The sequence below is a fragment of the Tabrizicola sp. genome (assembly GCF_041919135.1).
Classification (GTDB): domain Bacteria; phylum Pseudomonadota; class Alphaproteobacteria; order Rhodobacterales; family Rhodobacteraceae; genus Tabrizicola.
Genome location: NZ_JAYRUJ010000007.1, coordinates 38,989 through 53,977, shown reverse-complemented (window position 1 = coordinate 53,977; position 14,989 = coordinate 38,989). Strand labels below are relative to the sequence as shown.

Genomic DNA, 14,989 nt, shown 5'->3' with positions numbered 1-14,989 from the left:
CCGGGCGGTTGCGTCTGACGCTGGCGGATGGCACGACCCATGCGATCGGCCCCGGCGGCCCGCCGGAAGTGGAGGTGGTGCTGCATGACCCGACCCTGCCGCGCCGCTTCTTCCGCAACCCGGATCTCGCCATGGGCGAGGCCTATATGGACGGCCGCCTGACGATTGCGGACAACGACATCCGCAGCTTCATCACCTTCGCGCTGCGCAATGCGCGGGGGCGGCAGGTGCCCTGGCCCGTCGCGGCCCTGGGCAGGCTGGCCCGGCGGGTGCGGTCCTGGACGCTGTGGAACCACATGGGCGTCGCGCGGCGCAATGTGGCGCATCACTACGACATCTCGGACGAGCTTTACGGCCTGTTCCTCGGCCCGACGCGGCAATACACCTGCGCCTATTTCCGCCGGCCCGAGATGAGCCTGGACGAGGCGCAGGCGGCGAAGATCGAGCATATCGCGGGCAAGCTTCTGCTGCGGCCGGGGATGCGGGTCCTGGACATCGGCTGCGGCTTCGGCACGCTGGCGCTGACGCTGGCGCGCGACACCGGGGCCGAGGTGGTGGGGATCACGCTCTCCGAGGTGCAGCTGGCCGAGGCGCGGCGCCGCGCGCGCGAGGCGGGGCTGGAGGGGCAGGTCGAGTTCCGCTTGCAGGACTACCGGGCGGTGACCGAGAGTTTCGACCGCGTGGTCTCGGTGGGCATGATGGAGCATGTGGGCCTGCCGCATCTCGGCACCTATTTCCGCAAGGTCGCGGATATCCTGACCCCCGAAGGCGTGGCGCTGATCCATTACATCGGGCGCTGGTCGCCGCCCGACACGATCTCGCCCTGGTTCAACAAGTACATCTTCCCCGGCGCCTATTGCCCGGCCATCTCCGAGGCGATGCGGGCGGTGGAGCGGTCGGGGATGATCCTGTCCGACCTCGAGGTCTGGCGCGGGCATTACGAGCGGACGTTGCAGGGCTGGCTGGACCGCTTCGACCGCAACATCGACCGGGTGCGCCAGCTGCATGACGAACGCTTCATCCGCATGTGGCGCTATTACCTGCAATCGGCGGAACTGGCCTTTTCCGAGGCGCATCTGGTGATCCACCAGCTGCAACTGGCCAAGGGCCGCCTGACCGTGCCGGGGACGCGGGACTATCTTTACGCCGCGCGCAACAGCTAGGGGCGGGGAAGGCGGGCGGATCGCCCACCCTGCACGTCCGCTGCTTGCTCTTTTCGCAAATACTCCCGCCGGAGGCATCCGACCTCGCACCCGGATCCGGCACTGGCGCAGCTTCCCGGTGGGGGATTCACCCCCTTGCGCGTCAGATCCCGCGCGACAGGGCCGCGACGCCGGTGCGGGCGATTTCCGCCAGGCCGAGCGGGCGCATCAGCTCGGCGAAGGCGTCGATCTTGTCCGGCGTGCCGGTCATCTCGAAGACGAAGCTCTCCAGCGTCGAATCCACCACATTGGCGCGGAAGATCTCGGCCAGGCGCAGGGCCTCGATCCGGTGTTCGCCCCGGCCCTGGACCTTGACCAGCGCCAGTTCGCGCTGCACCGAAGGGCCTTCGGCGGTGAGGTCGTGGACGGCATAGACCGGGACCATGCGGCTGAGCTGCGCCTCGATCTGGTCGATCACGGCCGGGGTGCCGCGGGTCACGATGGTGATGCGGCTGCGGTGGCCGGTATGGTCGACCTCGGCCACGGTCAGGCTGTCGATGTTGTAGCCGCGGCCCGAGAACAGGCCGATCACCCGGGCCAGGACGCCGGGTTCGTTCTCGACGATCACGGCGAGGGTATGGGATTCCTCGACCTCGCTCAGGGCCGAGCGGAGGTCATAGGCGGAATGGCTGGTCGAGCCCTTCTTGATGTTCAGTGCTGACATGGTTCGTTTCCGTTGGCGGGCGAATGTGGCGAGGTGCCGGTTTCGCGGGGAGAGGGGGCGGCGCGCATCAGGCCACCACCATTTGGCTGCGCCGGGCGGCGAAAGGGTGGATGAGGACGAGGATCAGGCTGGTGGTCAGGACCGGAGTGATCAGGATCGCGCCCAACATCCGGCCGTCTGCGAAATCCAGGAAGGCGTTCAGCGCCAGGAGGAGGCCGCCGAGCCAGAGGCAGAGAAGGAGGCCAAGCTGGAGCGGCGTACGGCCCAGGATGCCGGCGCGGGTCATGAAAAGCCCGATCGGGGCCATCATCGCGGCCTCATAATACCACAGGTAGGGCGCGGAGAGGAGCATGGCGAGCATCAGCCCGGCCACGCGCGCATCGAAGCCATATCGGTCCGAGCGCCAGAGGAATGCCACGCAGGCTGCGGCCAGCCCGACGATCCCCCATTGCAGGCGCAACGCGGTTTCGGCCTCAAGGCCGAGGAGGGACATCAGATACATGGGTCCGACCATCAGAAACAGGTCGGGAAGCGAGTGGATCAGGCTTTTCCCCATCAGGGAAAGGCGTTCGGCCAGGAGCGGCCAGTATTCCGGGCCGAACATCAATGTGGGCACGAGAGCCAGGATCGCCGCGGTGATGATCGCAACCAGGATGCTGCGCCAGAGGCCCGCAGCCAGCAGCGCCACGGGCAGGAGGAGGCCGAGTTGCGGCTTCAGCGTCAGGCAGCCGATGAAGATTCCGGCCAGCGCCCAGCGCCCGTCGCGCAGAGCCGCCAGTGCGGCCAGCAGGCCCGCGAGCCAGATCAGATTGTTCTGTCCGATGATCAGCGTCGGCACATAGGCCGGGGCGAGCGTCATCGCCAGCCACACGGGGACCGATCCGGCCGAGAGACTGCGCGTGGCAAGACCCATGAGCAGGACCGAAAGCAGGGTAAAGACCAGAAAGCCGGTGGAAAAGGACAGCGCCCCGAAGGGCATCAGCGCGACAAGGTAGCCCGGCGGGTAGAGCCAGGGCATGAAGGCCCCGGGGTCGACCTTGTGGATATCGCCCAGGCGTGCGGTGTCGAAGGCGGCCAGGGGCTCGCCCTGGAGGGCAAGCTGCGCGGCCGCCCAGAACACCCGGAAGTCCACCTTGATCGCCTCGGTTGCAGGCTCGGCGGTCAGGATGAACGAGACCTGCAGGATCGTCTGGGTAAAAAGGACGGTCACCGTCACACCCGCCAGCACGACCAGCCAGAGGAGCCGGCCTTGCAGCGCCAGGATCCGGGCGTCTGCGGCAAGACGGGACGGCAGGTCCTGCATCAGACGAGGACCGCACCCGAGCGGAAGGCCTCGGCATCGGCGGAGAGCAGCATCTCGTTGTGCGGCTTGCCCGACGGGATCATCGGGAAGCAGTTCTCGTGCTTTTCCACCAGGCAGTCGAAGATCACCGGGCCGTCGTAGCGGATCATCTCCATGATCGCGTCGTCGAGGTCCCCGGGATGGTCGACCTTGATGCCCTTGCAGCCGAAGGCCTCGGCCAGCTTGACGAAATCGGGCAGCGATTCCGACCAGGAGGAGGAATAGCGTTCGCCATGCAGAAGCTCCTGCCACTGGCGGACCATGCCCAGGCGTTCGTTGTTCAGGATGAACTGCTTGACCGGGGCGCGGAACTGCATCGCGGTGCCCATTTCCTGCATGTTCATCAGCCAGGACGCCTCACCGGCGACGTTGATCACCAGCGCCTCGGGATGGGCGATCTGCACGCCGATCGAGGCGGGCAGGCCATAGCCCATCGTCCCCAGCCCGCCCGAGGTCATCCAGCGGTTCGGGTCCTCGAAGCCCAGGAACTGCGCGGCCCACATCTGGTGCTGGCCCACTTCCGTCGTGATGTAGCGGTCCATGCCCTTGGTCAGGGCCTCCAGCCGCTCCAGCGCGTATTGCGGCTTGATCGTGCTGGTGGAGTTCTTGTAGCTCAGGCACTTGACCGCGCGCCATTCGTCGATCTGCTTCCACCATTTCGCGAGGCCGGCCTTCTCGGTCCGCGCGCCGCGCGCGCGCCACTGGCGCAGCAGTTCCTCGAGCACCTTGGTCACGTCGCCGACGATCGGCACGTCGACATGGATCACCTTGTTGATCGAGGAGGGGTCGATGTCGATATGCGCCTTCTTCGACCGGGGCGAGAAGTCCTTGACCCGGCCGGTGATCCGATCGTCGAAGCGCGCGCCGATGTTGATCATCAGGTCGCAGCCGTGCATGGCGAGGTTGGCCTCGTAAAGCCCGTGCATCCCCAGCATCCCCAGCCAGTTCTTGCCGGAGGCGGGGTAGGAGCCGAGACCCATCAGGGTGGAGGTCACCGGAAAGCCGGTCTCGGCCGCGAGTTCGCGCAGCAGCGCGCTGGCGCGGGGGCCGGAGTTGATCACGCCGCCGCCGGTATAGAGGATCGGACGCTCGGCATTCTCCATCATCTCGACCAGGCGGGCGATCTGGTCGGGGTCGCCCTCGGTGCGGGGCTGGTAATGGCCGATCTTCGCCTTTTCCGCCGCGACATAATCGGCGGTGGCGAATTGCACGTCCTTGGGGATGTCGATCAGCACCGGGCCGGGGCGGCCATGGGTGGCGACGTGGAAGGCCTGGTGGATGGTTTCCGCCAGCTTCGCCGTATCCTTCACCAGCCAGTTCATCTTGGTGCAGGGCCGGGTGATGCCCACCGTATCAGCCTCCTGGAAGCCGTCGGTGCCGATCATGAAGGTCGGGACCTGGCCGGTCAGCACCACGACCGGGATCGAGTCCATCAGCGCGTCGGTCAGGCCGGTGACGGCATTGGTGGCACCCGGGCCAGAGGTCACCAGCGCCACGCCGGGCTTGCCGGTGGAGCGGGCATAGCCCTCGGCCATGTGGACCGCGCCCTGTTCGTGGCGCACGAGGACATGGCGGATGTCGTTCTGCTGGAAGATCTCGTCATAGATCGGAAGCACCGCGCCGCCGGGATAGCCGAAGACGACCTCGACGCCCTGGTCCTTCAGGGCCTGGATCACCATCCTCGCTCCGGTCATCTGCTTCGACATTTCCGTCTCTCCGCTTTGGCGCAACAAAAAGCCCCCGGAAGTTACCTTCGGGGGCGCATGGGAACCACTATGGTCAACCGTCACCGGCCCATGCGCTTCCTTCCTACGATGAGAAGAATCCCGGCCATTGGCCCATCCCTTCATGTTCGGACGGAACACTAGGCGCGGATATGCCGGGCGTCAACCGGATTTGCAATGCGAAAATGTCGCTTGCGGCCCCGGATTTTGATCGTTTGTTGCGGTGCATTGCCGTGCGGCGCAACTTTCCGAACTTGCGGCAAAAAGGCACGGGCCCTGCGCGCGGATCGGCAAGTGAAACGCGCGCGCGGGCGGTCTATCTGGCTGCCATGGCCCGGAGCTTGCCGGGCGGCATGGAGGACTGGATGAAGCTGTACTATTCGCCGGGCGCCTGTTCGCTGGCCTCGCATATCACCCTGAACGAGGCCGGTGTGCCCTTCACCGCCGAGAAGGTGGACATCCGCGCCAAGCGCACCGAGACCGGGGCGGATTTCGCAGCGATCAACCCGCGCGGCGCGGTGCCGGCGCTGGAGCTGGCGGATGGCGAGGTGCTGACCGAGGGCGTGGCGATCATGCAGCATGTCATGGACAGCGCCGCCCCCGGCAGGCTGCCCGCCCCCGGCACGCTGGAGCGCGCCCGGATGGCCGAGGCGCTGAACTATGTCGCGGCCGAGGTGCACAAGAGCTATTCCCCCTTCTTCGGCGGGATCGAGGGCGAGGCGAAGGAAAAGCAGTATGCGCTGGTCGACGCGCGGCTGAAGGTGGTCGAGGACCGGCTTGCCCGGCGCGGCCCCTGGATCGCGGGCAAGGACTATACCCCGGCCGATGCCTATCTCTTCACCGTGACCAACTGGTCGCAGATCGTCGGGCATGACCTGACGAAATTCCCGCATGTCGTCGCCCTGCGCGAGAGGGTCGCGGCGCGCCCGGCGGTGCGGAAGGCGATGCAGGCCGAGGGGCTGGTCTGATCCCGCCGGCGCGGGGCCCGCGTGCCGGGCCCCGGCTTCCCTTCGGGTGACCCTGCGTCACCTGGCAGTTTCGGGTTCTCATCCGTGGAAAGCTTGTCTAGGCTTTCGTCCGGGGCGCCGCCGGGACCTGTCGGCCGGGGCGGCGCATCGTGCATCACATGGAGGAGACCCGAATGGATCGACGTTCATTTCTGACCAGGGCGACTGTCGGCGGCGTGGCCGCATCGGCAGCCGCCGGACTGGCCGCGCCCGCCCTTGCGCAGGAGGCCCCCACGGTGACCTGGCGGGTCACCTCGTCCTTCCCCAAGTCGCTGGACACGATCTTCGGCGCGGCGGACACGATGGCGCGCTATGTGTCGGAGATGACGGACGGCCGCTTCACGCTGCAGATCTTCCCGGCGGGCGAGCTGGTGCCGGGCCTGGAGGCGGCGGATGCCGTCGCCGGCGGCACGGTCGAGGCCTGCCATACCGTGCCCTATTACTATTGGGGCAAGGACCCGACCTATGCGCTTGGCGCGGCGGTGCCCTTCGGGCTGAACGCGCGGATGATGAACGCCTGGTTCTACTATGGCGGCGGCGTGGACATGATGAACGAGTTCTACGCCACCCAGAACCTGATCGCCTTCCCGGCCGGCAATACCGGGGTGCAGATGGCCGGCTGGTATCGCAAGGAGATCAACTCGCTTGCCGACATGCAGGGGCTGAAGATGCGGATCGGCGGTTTCGCCGGCAAGGTGATCGAGAAGCTGGGCGTGGTGCCGCAGCAGATCGCCGGCGGCGACATCTATCCCAGCCTGGAGAAGGGCACGATCGACGCCGCCGAATGGGTCGGCCCCTATGACGACGAGAAGCTGGGCTTCCAGAAGGTCGCGCCCTATTACTACTACCCCGGCTGGTGGGAGGGCGGCCCGGCCATCGCCACCATGGTCAACCTGGACAAGTGGAACGAATTGCCGAAGTCCTATCAAGCGGTGCTGAGGGCGGGTTGCGTGGTGGCCAATACCGACATGCTGGCCAGCTATGACTGGAAGAACCCGACCGCGCTGAAGAACCTGGTCGCCAATGGCGCGCAGCTGCGGCCCCTGCCGCAGGACGTGCTCTCGGCCGCCTTCGACGCGGCGGCGGCGACCTATGCCGAGGTCAGCGCCAGCAATCCGGCGTTCAAGAAGATCTGGGACAGCCAGGTGGCCTTCCGCAAGGACGCCTATCTGAACGCCCAGATCGCCGAATACAACTATGACGTGTTCATGATGGCGCAGCAGCAGGCCGGCAAGCTCTAATCCCGCTTGCGGGATCGGGAACGGCCCCGGAGCGATCCGGGGCCGTTCTGCGTTCAGGGGTTGATGACCGGAGCGCCGAGTTTCGGTGCCCCGAGGTCCGGCTGCGGCAGGGCGGGGGTTGCGCCCTCGCCGGTCGCTGGGGCGCCGAAGTTCGGGGTGCCAAGCGTCGGACCGCCGAGGCCGGGCTGCGGCGCGGCGGGGGGCGTGCCCTCTCCGGTCGCGGGGGCGCCGAAGTTCGGGGTGCCGAGGGTCGGGCCGCCCGGCGAGGGTGCCCCGGCCGGGGCGAGGGGGGCGATGCCGGGGAGCTTGATCTCGATCGTGGCGGGGTCCACCACCTCGCCCTTGTAATGCATGACCATTCCGGGGAAGGCGATGGTGATGCCGATCATCACCACCTGGATCACCACGAAGGGCGTCGCCCCCCAGTAGATCTGCCCGGTCGTCACCCCCGCCAGCCGCGCGCCGGTGACCTTGTCGGTATAGGGCCCGCGCGGCGCGACCGAGCGCAGGAAGAACAGCGCGAAGCCGAAGGGCGGATGCATGAACGAGGTCTGCATGTTGACCGCAAGGATCACCCCGAACCAGATCAGGTCGATGTCCAGCGCCACGGCGGGCGCGACCAGCAGCGGGACGATGATGAAGGCCAGTTCGAAGAAGTCGAGGAAGAAGGCCAGGAGGAACACCAGCACCGAGACGATGACCAGAAAGCCCGTCTGCCCGCCCGGCAGGCCGACCAGCAGATGCTCGACCCAGACATGGCCGTTCACGCCGTAGAAGGTCAGCGAGAAGACCCGCGCGCCGATCAGGATGAAGATGACGAAGGCGGACAGCCGGGTGGTCGATTCCAGCGCCGAGCGGATGACGGTGAGGCTGAGGCGCTTCTTCATCGCCGCCAGCACCATGGCGCCGAGCGCGCCCATCGCCCCGCCCTCGGTCGGGGTGGCGATGCCGAGGAAGATCGTCCCGAGGACAAGGAAGATCAGCGCCAGCGGCGGGATCAGCACGATGATCACCTGCCGGGCGAGGTTGGACAAGAGGTTCATGCCGGTGGCCTTGTCCAGGATCGCCCAGAGATAGATGACGATCACCCCGACCGAGGCCCCCAGGATGTCGGCATTCGGCCCCTGCGACGGGTAGAGCGCGACATGGGCGCCATAGCCGATCGCCATGCAGAGCGCGAGCGCGACGAAAAGCGAGACGACGCCGTGGCCCAGGGTCCGCGCCTCGGGCGGGAGCGCGGGCACCCAATGCGGCCGCCAGAGCGAGATCGCGAAGATGTAGAGCATGTAGAGCCCGGTCAGCACCAGCCCGGGGATCAGCGCGCCGGCATACATGTCGCCGACCGACCGGCCCAGCTGGTCGGCCAGCACGATCAGCACCAGGCTGGGCGGAATGATCTGCGCCAGCGTGCCCGAGGCCGCGATGACGCCGCTGGCCACGCGCCGGTCATAGCCGTAGCGCAGCATGATCGGCAGCGAGATCAGCCCCATCGCGATCACGCTGGCCGCGACGACGCCGGTCGTGGCCGCCAGGAGCGCGCCGACGATCACCACCGCATAGGCGAGGCCGCCCCGGACCGGGCCGAAAAGCTGGCCCACGGTGTCCAGCAGGTCCTCGGCCATGCCGGATCGTTCCAGGATGATGCCCATGAAGGTGAAGAAGGGGATGGCGAGCAATGTCTCGTTCGACATGATGCCCCAGAGCCGGGCCGGCATGGTGAAGAGCAGCGGCCAGTCCAGCGTGATCGTGCCTTCGGACCAGGGGGCCAGCCAGACGCCGATGGCGAAGAACAGAAGGCCGTTCGCCGCCAGCGAGAAGGCGACCGGATAGCCCAGCAGCAGGAAGACGATCAGGCTGCCGAACATGATCGGCGCCATGTTGATGGCGATGAATTCCAGCATCAGCGCGCGTCTCCCGATTCGGCCACGCTGCGGGCCAGGTGCTCTCCCTCCAGCTCGGCCGCCTCATGCGCCGAGACGAAGGGGTGGGGGTCCTCGATCAGGCCCCGCATCACGGCGATCTTCTTGACGATCTCGGACAGGACCTGCGCGATCAGCAGGATGAACCCCGCCGCCAGCATCGCCCGCGCCGGCCAGATCAAGAGGCCCCCGGCATTGTTCGAGACCTGGCCGATGCGGAAGGCCTGCCAGGCATAGGGCACCAGCATCCAGGCCATGAGGACGACGAAGGGCAGGGTGAACAGGAGATGGCCGAAAAGGTCGATCCAGTGCTGGGTCCGGCGCGAGCGGCTGCCGTAGAAGATGTCGATGCGGATATGCTCGTTCTGTTGCAGCGTATAGGCGGCGGCCCCCATGAAGGCGGCGCCGAAGAGATACCATTGCAGCTCCAGCAGCGAGTTCGACGACCAGTTCGCAGCCTTGCGCACGATGGCGTTGCCCGCGCTGACGATCACCGCGACGAAGATGAGCCACATCACGAATCTGCCGACGAATCCGCTCACGCGGTCGATGCCGCGCGCGAGGCCAAGCAAAACCTGCATTGGCTGGTCCCTCCCCTGTTGTCGCCCGTCTGCTGCGGGCCTGCGATCACGTCACCAGCCGGTTAGCGTGGCGAAAACCCCATGGTCAACCGTCCAAGGTCAGGCTGCCGCGACGTTACGTCCTTTCAGGCGCTGGCCGACCTCGGCGATGGCCCGGACCACCGGCATGAATTCATGGCCAAGCTCGGTCAGGCGGTATTCCACGGTCAGGGCGCTGGCCTGCGACATGGCGCGGACCAGGATGCCGCGCTCCTCAAGCTCGCGCAGGCGCTGGGTCAGGACCTTGGCCGAGACGAGGGGGATGTCGGCGCGCAGTTCGGAAAAGCGGCGCGGGCCGGTCGCGAGATGCCACAGGATGTTCGGGGTCCAAGCCCCGCCGATGAAGGCCATGCAGTCCGAAAGCGGACACATCGGATGCGGGGTGCGGTTCTTGTGGGTCATGGCGCGCGCCGTGCTGTGCTTCGGCTGAAGATAGGGGGCGCGGGGCGGTGGGGCAAGCGCCGGCCCTCAGAACCGGGTGTCGGGCAGGCTGAGCCGGGCGACCTGCTCGGCGATCGGGTCGACGGAGAGCGGATGCAGGTCGGCGTCATGGTCCGCCGGCTTGCCGATCGGCCCCCATTCGCCGCCCTTGTAGATCTCGAGCCCCGAAAAGCCGGCCTTGTAGCCCATCTTGCGGCTGCCGGGCACCCAGTAGCCGAGATAGACGAAGGGCAACCCGGCCTCGCGCGCGATGGCGACATGGTCGAGGATGACATAGGTGCCGAGGCTGAGCGCGGTCAGGTCGGGGTCGTAGAAGCTGTAGACCATGCTCAGCCCGTCGTCGAACACGTCCGTCAGGCAGACGGCGGCGAGGGGGCGGCCACGCTCGCCCTCTCCGGGCGGGCGGGTGTATTCGACGACGCGGCTCTTGATCGGCGTCTCCTCGATCATCGCGGCGAATTCGAAGATGTCCATGTCGGCCATGCCGCCGTCGGCATGGCGCTGGTCGAGATAGCGGCGGAAGAGGGCGAACTGGTCCTCGGTCGCCCAGGGCGAGGTCGGGTCGCGGCGCAGGCCGGCCGCGCGTCTCAGGATCCGCTTCTGCGTGCGCGAGGGCTGGAAATCGGCCACCCGGATCCGGGCCGAGAGGCAGGCCGAACATTCGGCGCAGGAGGGGCGGTAAAGCACGTTCTGGCTGCGGCGGAAGCCCTGTTTCGACAGGGTGTCGTTCAGCTTCTGCGCATGTTCGCCCTGCAGCGCGGTAAACAGCTTCCGCTCCATCCGGCCCGGAAGATAGGGGCAGGGCTGGGGCGCCGTCACATAGAACTGGGGCGCAAGGGGAAGCGTGTGGCGCATCGGGGGGCCGGGCAAGGGTTTGGAAACCGCGCCACCCTAGCAAGAGTGCGGCCATCCGCCAAGCGGCGAAAACGCCGGCGGCGGGAAGGCGGGCAACCCCGCCCGGAGCGGCTCCGGGCGGGGTCGGTTCGCATCAGTATTCGCCGGGGCGGTTGTCGGCCTCGGCCTTGGGTTCGGCCGCGGTCCCGGTTGCATTGGCGCGGGCGCGTTCGTCCATGAAGGCGTCGAACTCGGTCTTGTCCTTGGAGTTGCGCAGGCGCTGCAGGAAGGATTCGAAGGCCGCCTGCTCGTCTTCCAGCCGGCGCAGGGCATCGGCCTTGTAGCTGTCGAAGGCGCTGTTGCCGGTCGGCTGCGCGGACCGGCGGCCCCAGGACTGGTCATGCTGGCGGCGCTGGCCGCAGGTGCGTGCGAACATCTGTTTTCCCCAGATCATGTAGGCGAGGACGGCAAGGCCGATAAGCGGGTTGACGATGAAGCCCAGGATCATCAGGGCGATCCAGGCCCATTTGCCGCGCTGGTCAAGCCAGGCCTCGCCGCGGCGGAAGGCGTTGCGGATCCCGCCAGGCCGGGCGGTGTCGGTGGTGGTGTACATCGGCGGGTCTCCAGGTTGATGTGAAGCTATTTCACATAAGGGAAGATGCGCGCGTCCCGGCCTGCGATCAAGGGGTATGTGAAGATATTTTACATCACGTTTCCGGGCGGGTCCGGACCGCTGGTGACTCGAGCGCCGTCGCGCGAAGACTCTTCCTCTCGTCGGCGGGACTTCGCCCGCCTCCTCGGCTGATGGGGGTTTCACCCCCAAACCCCCGAGAGTATTTGCGAAAAGAGCAAGCACTTGACCCTTGCCTGGCCGCGCCGCAAGGTCCGCGCATGAGCCTTGCCGCCCGCATCACCCGCCAGCCCATCGCCTTCGATCCCGCCGCCGCAGAAGACCTGCGCCAGGAGCTTCCGGGCTTTGCGCCCGAGGTCATGGCGCTGATGGCCGGGACCGCCGGCTGCAGCCCCTATCTGCGCGGGCTGATGCTGCGCGAGGCGGACTGGCTGCGCGAGGCGGTCGAGGCGCCCGAGTCGGCGCTGGAGGCGGCGCTTGATGCGCCCGGCCGGGTGGCGCCGGACGCGCTGGCGCTGGCCCTGCGGCAGGCGAAGCGGCGGGTGGCGCTTCTGGCGGCGCTGTGCGACCTGGGCGGGGTCTGGCCGCTGGAGGCGGTGACGGGGGCGCTGACGCGGCTGGCCGACCGCGCGGTGCATCTGGCGCTGGTCACCCAGGTGGCCGAGGAGATCCGCCGTGGCAAGCTGCCCGGTGCGACGCCGGAGGATGCGGCGGTGGCGGGGGGGATGGTCGCGCTCGCCATGGGCAAGATGGGGGCGGGGGAGCTGAACTATTCCTCGGACATCGACCTGATCTGCCTCTTCGACGAGAGCCGCTATCCCGGCGAGGAGCAGGAGGCGCGTGCGTCGTTCATCAAGGTCACGCGGCGGATGACGGCGATCCTGTCGGATTCGACCGATGGCTATGTCTTCCGCAGCGACCTGCGGCTGCGCCCCGATGCCAGCGTGACGCCGGTCTGCCTGTCGATGGCGGCGGCCGAGGCCTATTACGAGGCCGAGGGCCGCACCTGGGAGCGCGCCGCCTATATCAAGGCGCGGCCTTGCGGCGGCGATCTTCAGGCGGGCGAGCGGTTCCTGAAGGCGCTCACCCCCTTCGTCTGGCGCAAGCACCTGGATTTCGTGGCGATCCAGGATGCGCATGACATGCGCCTGCGCATCCGCGACCACCGGGGCCTGCACGGGCCAATCACGGTCGAGGGCCACAACATGAAGCTGGGCGCCGGGGGCATCCGCGAGATCGAGTTCTTCACCCAGACCCGGCAACTGATCGCCGGGGGGCGCGACCCCTCCTTGCGCGACCGGACCACGGTCGGCGGCCTTGCGGCGCTGGCGGGGAAGGGCTGGGTCGCGCCCGGGACCGCGACCGAGTTGACCGCGCTGTACCGCGCGCATCGCGAGGTCGAGCACCGGCTGCAGATGGTGAACGACGCGCAGACCCATGCGATGCCCGCCACGGCCGAGGGCGTGGCCCGCATCGCCGCCTTCTGCGGCCAGTCCGAAACGGAGTTCCGCCGCGACCTTCTGGACCGGCTTTCCCGGACCGACCGGCTGACCGAGGGGTTCTTCGCCCCCGGCGCGACCGAGGAGGGGCCGGAACTGTCGGAGACCGCGCGCGAGATCACGCGTCGCTGGGAAAGCTATCCGGCCTTGCGCTCGGACCGGGCGCAGGCGATCTTCCGGCGGCTGCGGCCGCGGCTGCTGAAGGAACTCGCCCGCGCCGCCAATCCGGACGAGGCGCTGGTGGCGCTGGACGGGTTCCTCTCCGGCCTGCCGGCGGGGGTGCAGATCTTCTCGCTCTTCGAGGCGAATCCGACGCTGATCGAGCTGATCGTGGATATCGCCGGCTCGGCCCCGGCGCTGGCGCTGTATCTGTCGCGCAACGCCGCCGTGCTGGACGGGGTGATCGGCGGCAGTTTCTGGGGCGACTGGCCGGGGATGGCGGGGTTGCGGGCGGAACTGGCCGCGAGGCTGGCGAATGGCGGCGACTACGAGGCGCGGTTGTCGATGGCGCGGCGCTGGATGAAGGAATGGCACTTCCGGGTGGGGGTGCACCATCTGCGCGGGCTGATCGACGGATTCGAGGCCGGCAAGCAATATGCCGACCTGGCCGAGGCGGTGGTTTCCGTGATCTGGGCCGAGGTGACGGCGGATTTCGCCCGCAAGCACGGGCCGATGCCGGGGCGCGGCGCGGTGGTGATCGGCATGGGCTCGATGGGGGCGGGGCGGCTGAACGCAGGCTCGGACCTGGACCTGATCGTGATCTATGACGACCAGGGGGTCGAGGGCTCGGACGGGCCGCGCCCGCTGGCGACGCGGCCCTATTATTCGCGGCTGACGCAGGCGCTGGTCACGGCGCTGACGGCGCAGATGCCGGAGGGACGGCTATACGAGGTCGACATGCGGCTGCGCCCCTCGGGCCGGGCGGGGCCGGTGGCGACCGCGCTGGCCAGTTTCACCACCTATCAGGAGACCGAGGCCTGGACCTGGGAGCATCTGGCGCTGACCCGGGCGCGGGTGCTGGCCGGCGAGGCCTCGCTTGCCGGCGAGGTCGAGGCCTTCCGCCGGGCGCTTCTGCGCGCCAAGGGGCAGGGCGCGGGGGTGCGGGCGGATGTGTCGGGGATGCGGGCGCGGCTGCAGGCGGCGAAACCGGCGCAGGGCCCCTGGGACGCGAAGAACGGGCCGGGGCGGATCATGGACATCGAACTGGCCGCCGAGACCCTGGCGCTGATCGCGGGCAGCCCGGCGCGCGGCGTGGAACGGCAGATCGCGGCGGGCCAGACTGCGACGGAACATGGCCGGATTGTGCCGGATTCGGACGCGCAGGCGCTGGCTTCGGCCTACAGGCTGCTCTGGCGGCTGCATGCGGCGGCGCGGCTTCTGAGCGAGGGCGCGCTGGACTGGGACCGGCTGGGCGAGGGCGGCCGTGCCTTCGTCCTGCGCGAGACCGGGGCGGCGGATGCGGAGGCGCTGGCCGCGGATCTGGCGCGGGCGGCGGGGCAGGCGGAAGCGGCGGTGACGCGGCTGGTGGGGGCTGGGAATGGGGAGACGGGCGATGGACCTGGCTGAGGCGGACCCGAAGGGGCTGGTGCGGGAAAGCTACCGGATCGAGGGGATCACGCCCGGCGAATGCCGGTCGATCTTCATGGACTGGGCGCTGTCGATCCCGGTCGGCCGCGCCGAGGCCGATGCGGTGCGCGTGCTGATCGCGACCTATGCGCTGGCCGCGCCCGGGCATCCGATGTCGGCGGTGCTGCAGCAGGCCCTGACCGCGCCCGAACCGGCGCGCCGCCGCGGGGGCCGGATCGGGCGGCAGGGGGCCGGGGCGTAACCGGAATTCGAACGAATTCCGGGCCGATTTCCGTTCG

The 14,989-nt window shown here is 68.3% G+C and carries 13 protein-coding genes; 5 read left to right on the top strand and 8 right to left on the bottom strand.

Going from position 1 to position 14,989, the window contains the following annotated elements; translation table 11 throughout:
• The first annotated feature begins 8 nt into the window (after positions 1-8).
• Positions 9-1,163, top strand: a complete 1,155-nt coding sequence (locus tag ACE3UA_RS07265; protein WP_374643759.1) for a class I SAM-dependent methyltransferase — start codon at positions 9-11, stop codon at positions 1,161-1,163.
• Between the two features lie 142 nt (positions 1,164-1,305).
• Here ACE3UA_RS07265 and ilvN read toward each other — a convergent pair whose 3' ends face one another.
• The 3 genes from ilvN to ACE3UA_RS07250 all read right to left on the bottom strand — a co-directional run bounded on the left by ilvN (position 1,306) and on the right by ACE3UA_RS07250 (position 4,914).
• Positions 1,306-1,866: an acetolactate synthase small subunit gene (gene ilvN / locus ACE3UA_RS07260; RefSeq protein ID WP_374643758.1), complete on the bottom strand. Its 561-nt coding sequence runs from the start codon at positions 1,864-1,866 to the stop codon at positions 1,306-1,308.
• Between the two features lie 67 nt (positions 1,867-1,933).
• Positions 1,934-3,169: a glycosyltransferase family 87 protein gene (locus ACE3UA_RS07255; protein WP_374643757.1), complete on the bottom strand. Its 1,236-nt coding sequence runs from the start codon at positions 3,167-3,169 to the stop codon at positions 1,934-1,936.
• Positions 3,169-4,914 carry an acetolactate synthase 3 large subunit gene (locus ACE3UA_RS07250; RefSeq protein WP_374643756.1) on the bottom strand — a complete coding sequence of 582 codons (1,746 nt, stop codon included), beginning with the start codon at positions 4,912-4,914 and terminating at the stop codon, positions 3,169-3,171. Before ACE3UA_RS07250 ends, ACE3UA_RS07255 begins: the two co-directional genes overlap by 1 nt.
• Before the next feature lie 383 nt (positions 4,915-5,297).
• Between ACE3UA_RS07250 and gstA the strand changes: the two genes are divergently transcribed.
• A complete protein-coding gene (gene gstA, locus ACE3UA_RS07245) occupies positions 5,298-5,900 on the top strand; it encodes a glutathione transferase GstA (protein WP_374643755.1) in 603 nt (200 codons plus the stop codon).
• A gap of 173 nt (positions 5,901-6,073) precedes the next feature.
• Positions 6,074-7,180: a TRAP transporter substrate-binding protein gene (locus ACE3UA_RS07240; protein WP_374643754.1), complete on the top strand. Its 1,107-nt coding sequence runs from the start codon at positions 6,074-6,076 to the stop codon at positions 7,178-7,180.
• 53 nt (positions 7,181-7,233) lie between these two features.
• Here the strand turns inward: ACE3UA_RS07240 and ACE3UA_RS07235 are convergent, their stop codons facing one another.
• From ACE3UA_RS07235 to ACE3UA_RS07215, 5 genes are all read right to left on the bottom strand, one after another.
• Positions 7,234-9,081: a TRAP transporter large permease subunit gene (locus ACE3UA_RS07235; RefSeq protein ID WP_374643753.1), complete on the bottom strand. Its 1,848-nt coding sequence runs from the start codon at positions 9,079-9,081 to the stop codon at positions 7,234-7,236.
• Positions 9,081-9,680 carry a TRAP transporter small permease subunit gene (locus tag ACE3UA_RS07230; RefSeq protein ID WP_374643752.1) on the bottom strand — a complete coding sequence of 200 codons (600 nt, stop codon included), beginning with the start codon at positions 9,678-9,680 and terminating at the stop codon, positions 9,081-9,083. Before ACE3UA_RS07230 ends, ACE3UA_RS07235 begins: the two co-directional genes overlap by 1 nt.
• 99 nt (positions 9,681-9,779) lie before the next feature.
• On the bottom strand, positions 9,780-10,121 hold the full coding sequence (locus ACE3UA_RS07225; protein WP_374643751.1) for a winged helix-turn-helix transcriptional regulator: 342 nt from the start codon (positions 10,119-10,121) through the stop codon (positions 9,780-9,782).
• Positions 10,122-10,187: 66 nt separating this feature from the next.
• Positions 10,188-11,015, bottom strand: coding sequence for an arginyltransferase (locus tag ACE3UA_RS07220; RefSeq protein WP_374643750.1), 828 nt, complete (start codon positions 11,013-11,015; stop codon positions 10,188-10,190).
• Positions 11,016-11,148: 133 nt separating this feature from the next.
• The gene (locus tag ACE3UA_RS07215; RefSeq protein ID WP_374643749.1) at positions 11,149-11,607 is read right to left on the bottom strand and encodes a DUF2852 domain-containing protein; all 459 of its coding nucleotides are present in this window, start codon (positions 11,605-11,607) and stop codon (positions 11,149-11,151) included.
• Positions 11,608-11,885: 278 nt separating this feature from the next.
• Between ACE3UA_RS07215 and ACE3UA_RS07210 the strand changes: the two genes are divergently transcribed.
• Positions 11,886-14,690 (top strand): glutamine-synthetase adenylyltransferase, encoded by a 2,805-nt coding sequence (locus ACE3UA_RS07210; RefSeq protein WP_374643748.1) that lies wholly within the window; start codon positions 11,886-11,888, stop codon positions 14,688-14,690.
• Positions 14,677-14,952, top strand: coding sequence for a hypothetical protein (locus ACE3UA_RS07205; RefSeq protein ID WP_374643747.1), 276 nt, complete (start codon positions 14,677-14,679; stop codon positions 14,950-14,952). The genes ACE3UA_RS07210 and ACE3UA_RS07205 overlap by 14 nt, the downstream gene beginning before the upstream one ends.
• Positions 14,953-14,989 lie beyond the last annotated feature (37 nt).

Coding starts and splice junctions, on each gene's coding strand:
- ACE3UA_RS07215 (WP_374643749.1), bottom strand. CDS start 11,607: ATGTACACCACCACCGACACCGCCCGGCCTGGCGGGATCCGCAACGCC.
- ilvN (WP_374643758.1), bottom strand. CDS start 1,866: ATGTCAGCACTGAACATCAAGAAGGGCTCGACCAGCCATTCCGCCTAT.
- ACE3UA_RS07250 (WP_374643756.1), bottom strand. CDS start 4,914: ATGTCGAAGCAGATGACCGGAGCGAGGATGGTGATCCAGGCCCTGAAG.
- ACE3UA_RS07240 (WP_374643754.1), top strand. CDS start 6,074: ATGGATCGACGTTCATTTCTGACCAGGGCGACTGTCGGCGGCGTGGCC.
- gstA (WP_374643755.1), top strand. CDS start 5,298: ATGAAGCTGTACTATTCGCCGGGCGCCTGTTCGCTGGCCTCGCATATC.
- ACE3UA_RS07210 (WP_374643748.1), top strand. CDS start 11,886: ATGAGCCTTGCCGCCCGCATCACCCGCCAGCCCATCGCCTTCGATCCC.
- ACE3UA_RS07205 (WP_374643747.1), top strand. CDS start 14,677: ATGGACCTGGCTGAGGCGGACCCGAAGGGGCTGGTGCGGGAAAGCTAC.
- ACE3UA_RS07220 (WP_374643750.1), bottom strand. CDS start 11,015: ATGCGCCACACGCTTCCCCTTGCGCCCCAGTTCTATGTGACGGCGCCC.
- ACE3UA_RS07235 (WP_374643753.1), bottom strand. CDS start 9,081: ATGCTGGAATTCATCGCCATCAACATGGCGCCGATCATGTTCGGCAGC.
- ACE3UA_RS07225 (WP_374643751.1), bottom strand. CDS start 10,121: ATGACCCACAAGAACCGCACCCCGCATCCGATGTGTCCGCTTTCGGAC.
- ACE3UA_RS07230 (WP_374643752.1), bottom strand. CDS start 9,680: ATGCAGGTTTTGCTTGGCCTCGCGCGCGGCATCGACCGCGTGAGCGGA.
- ACE3UA_RS07255 (WP_374643757.1), bottom strand. CDS start 3,169: ATGCAGGACCTGCCGTCCCGTCTTGCCGCAGACGCCCGGATCCTGGCG.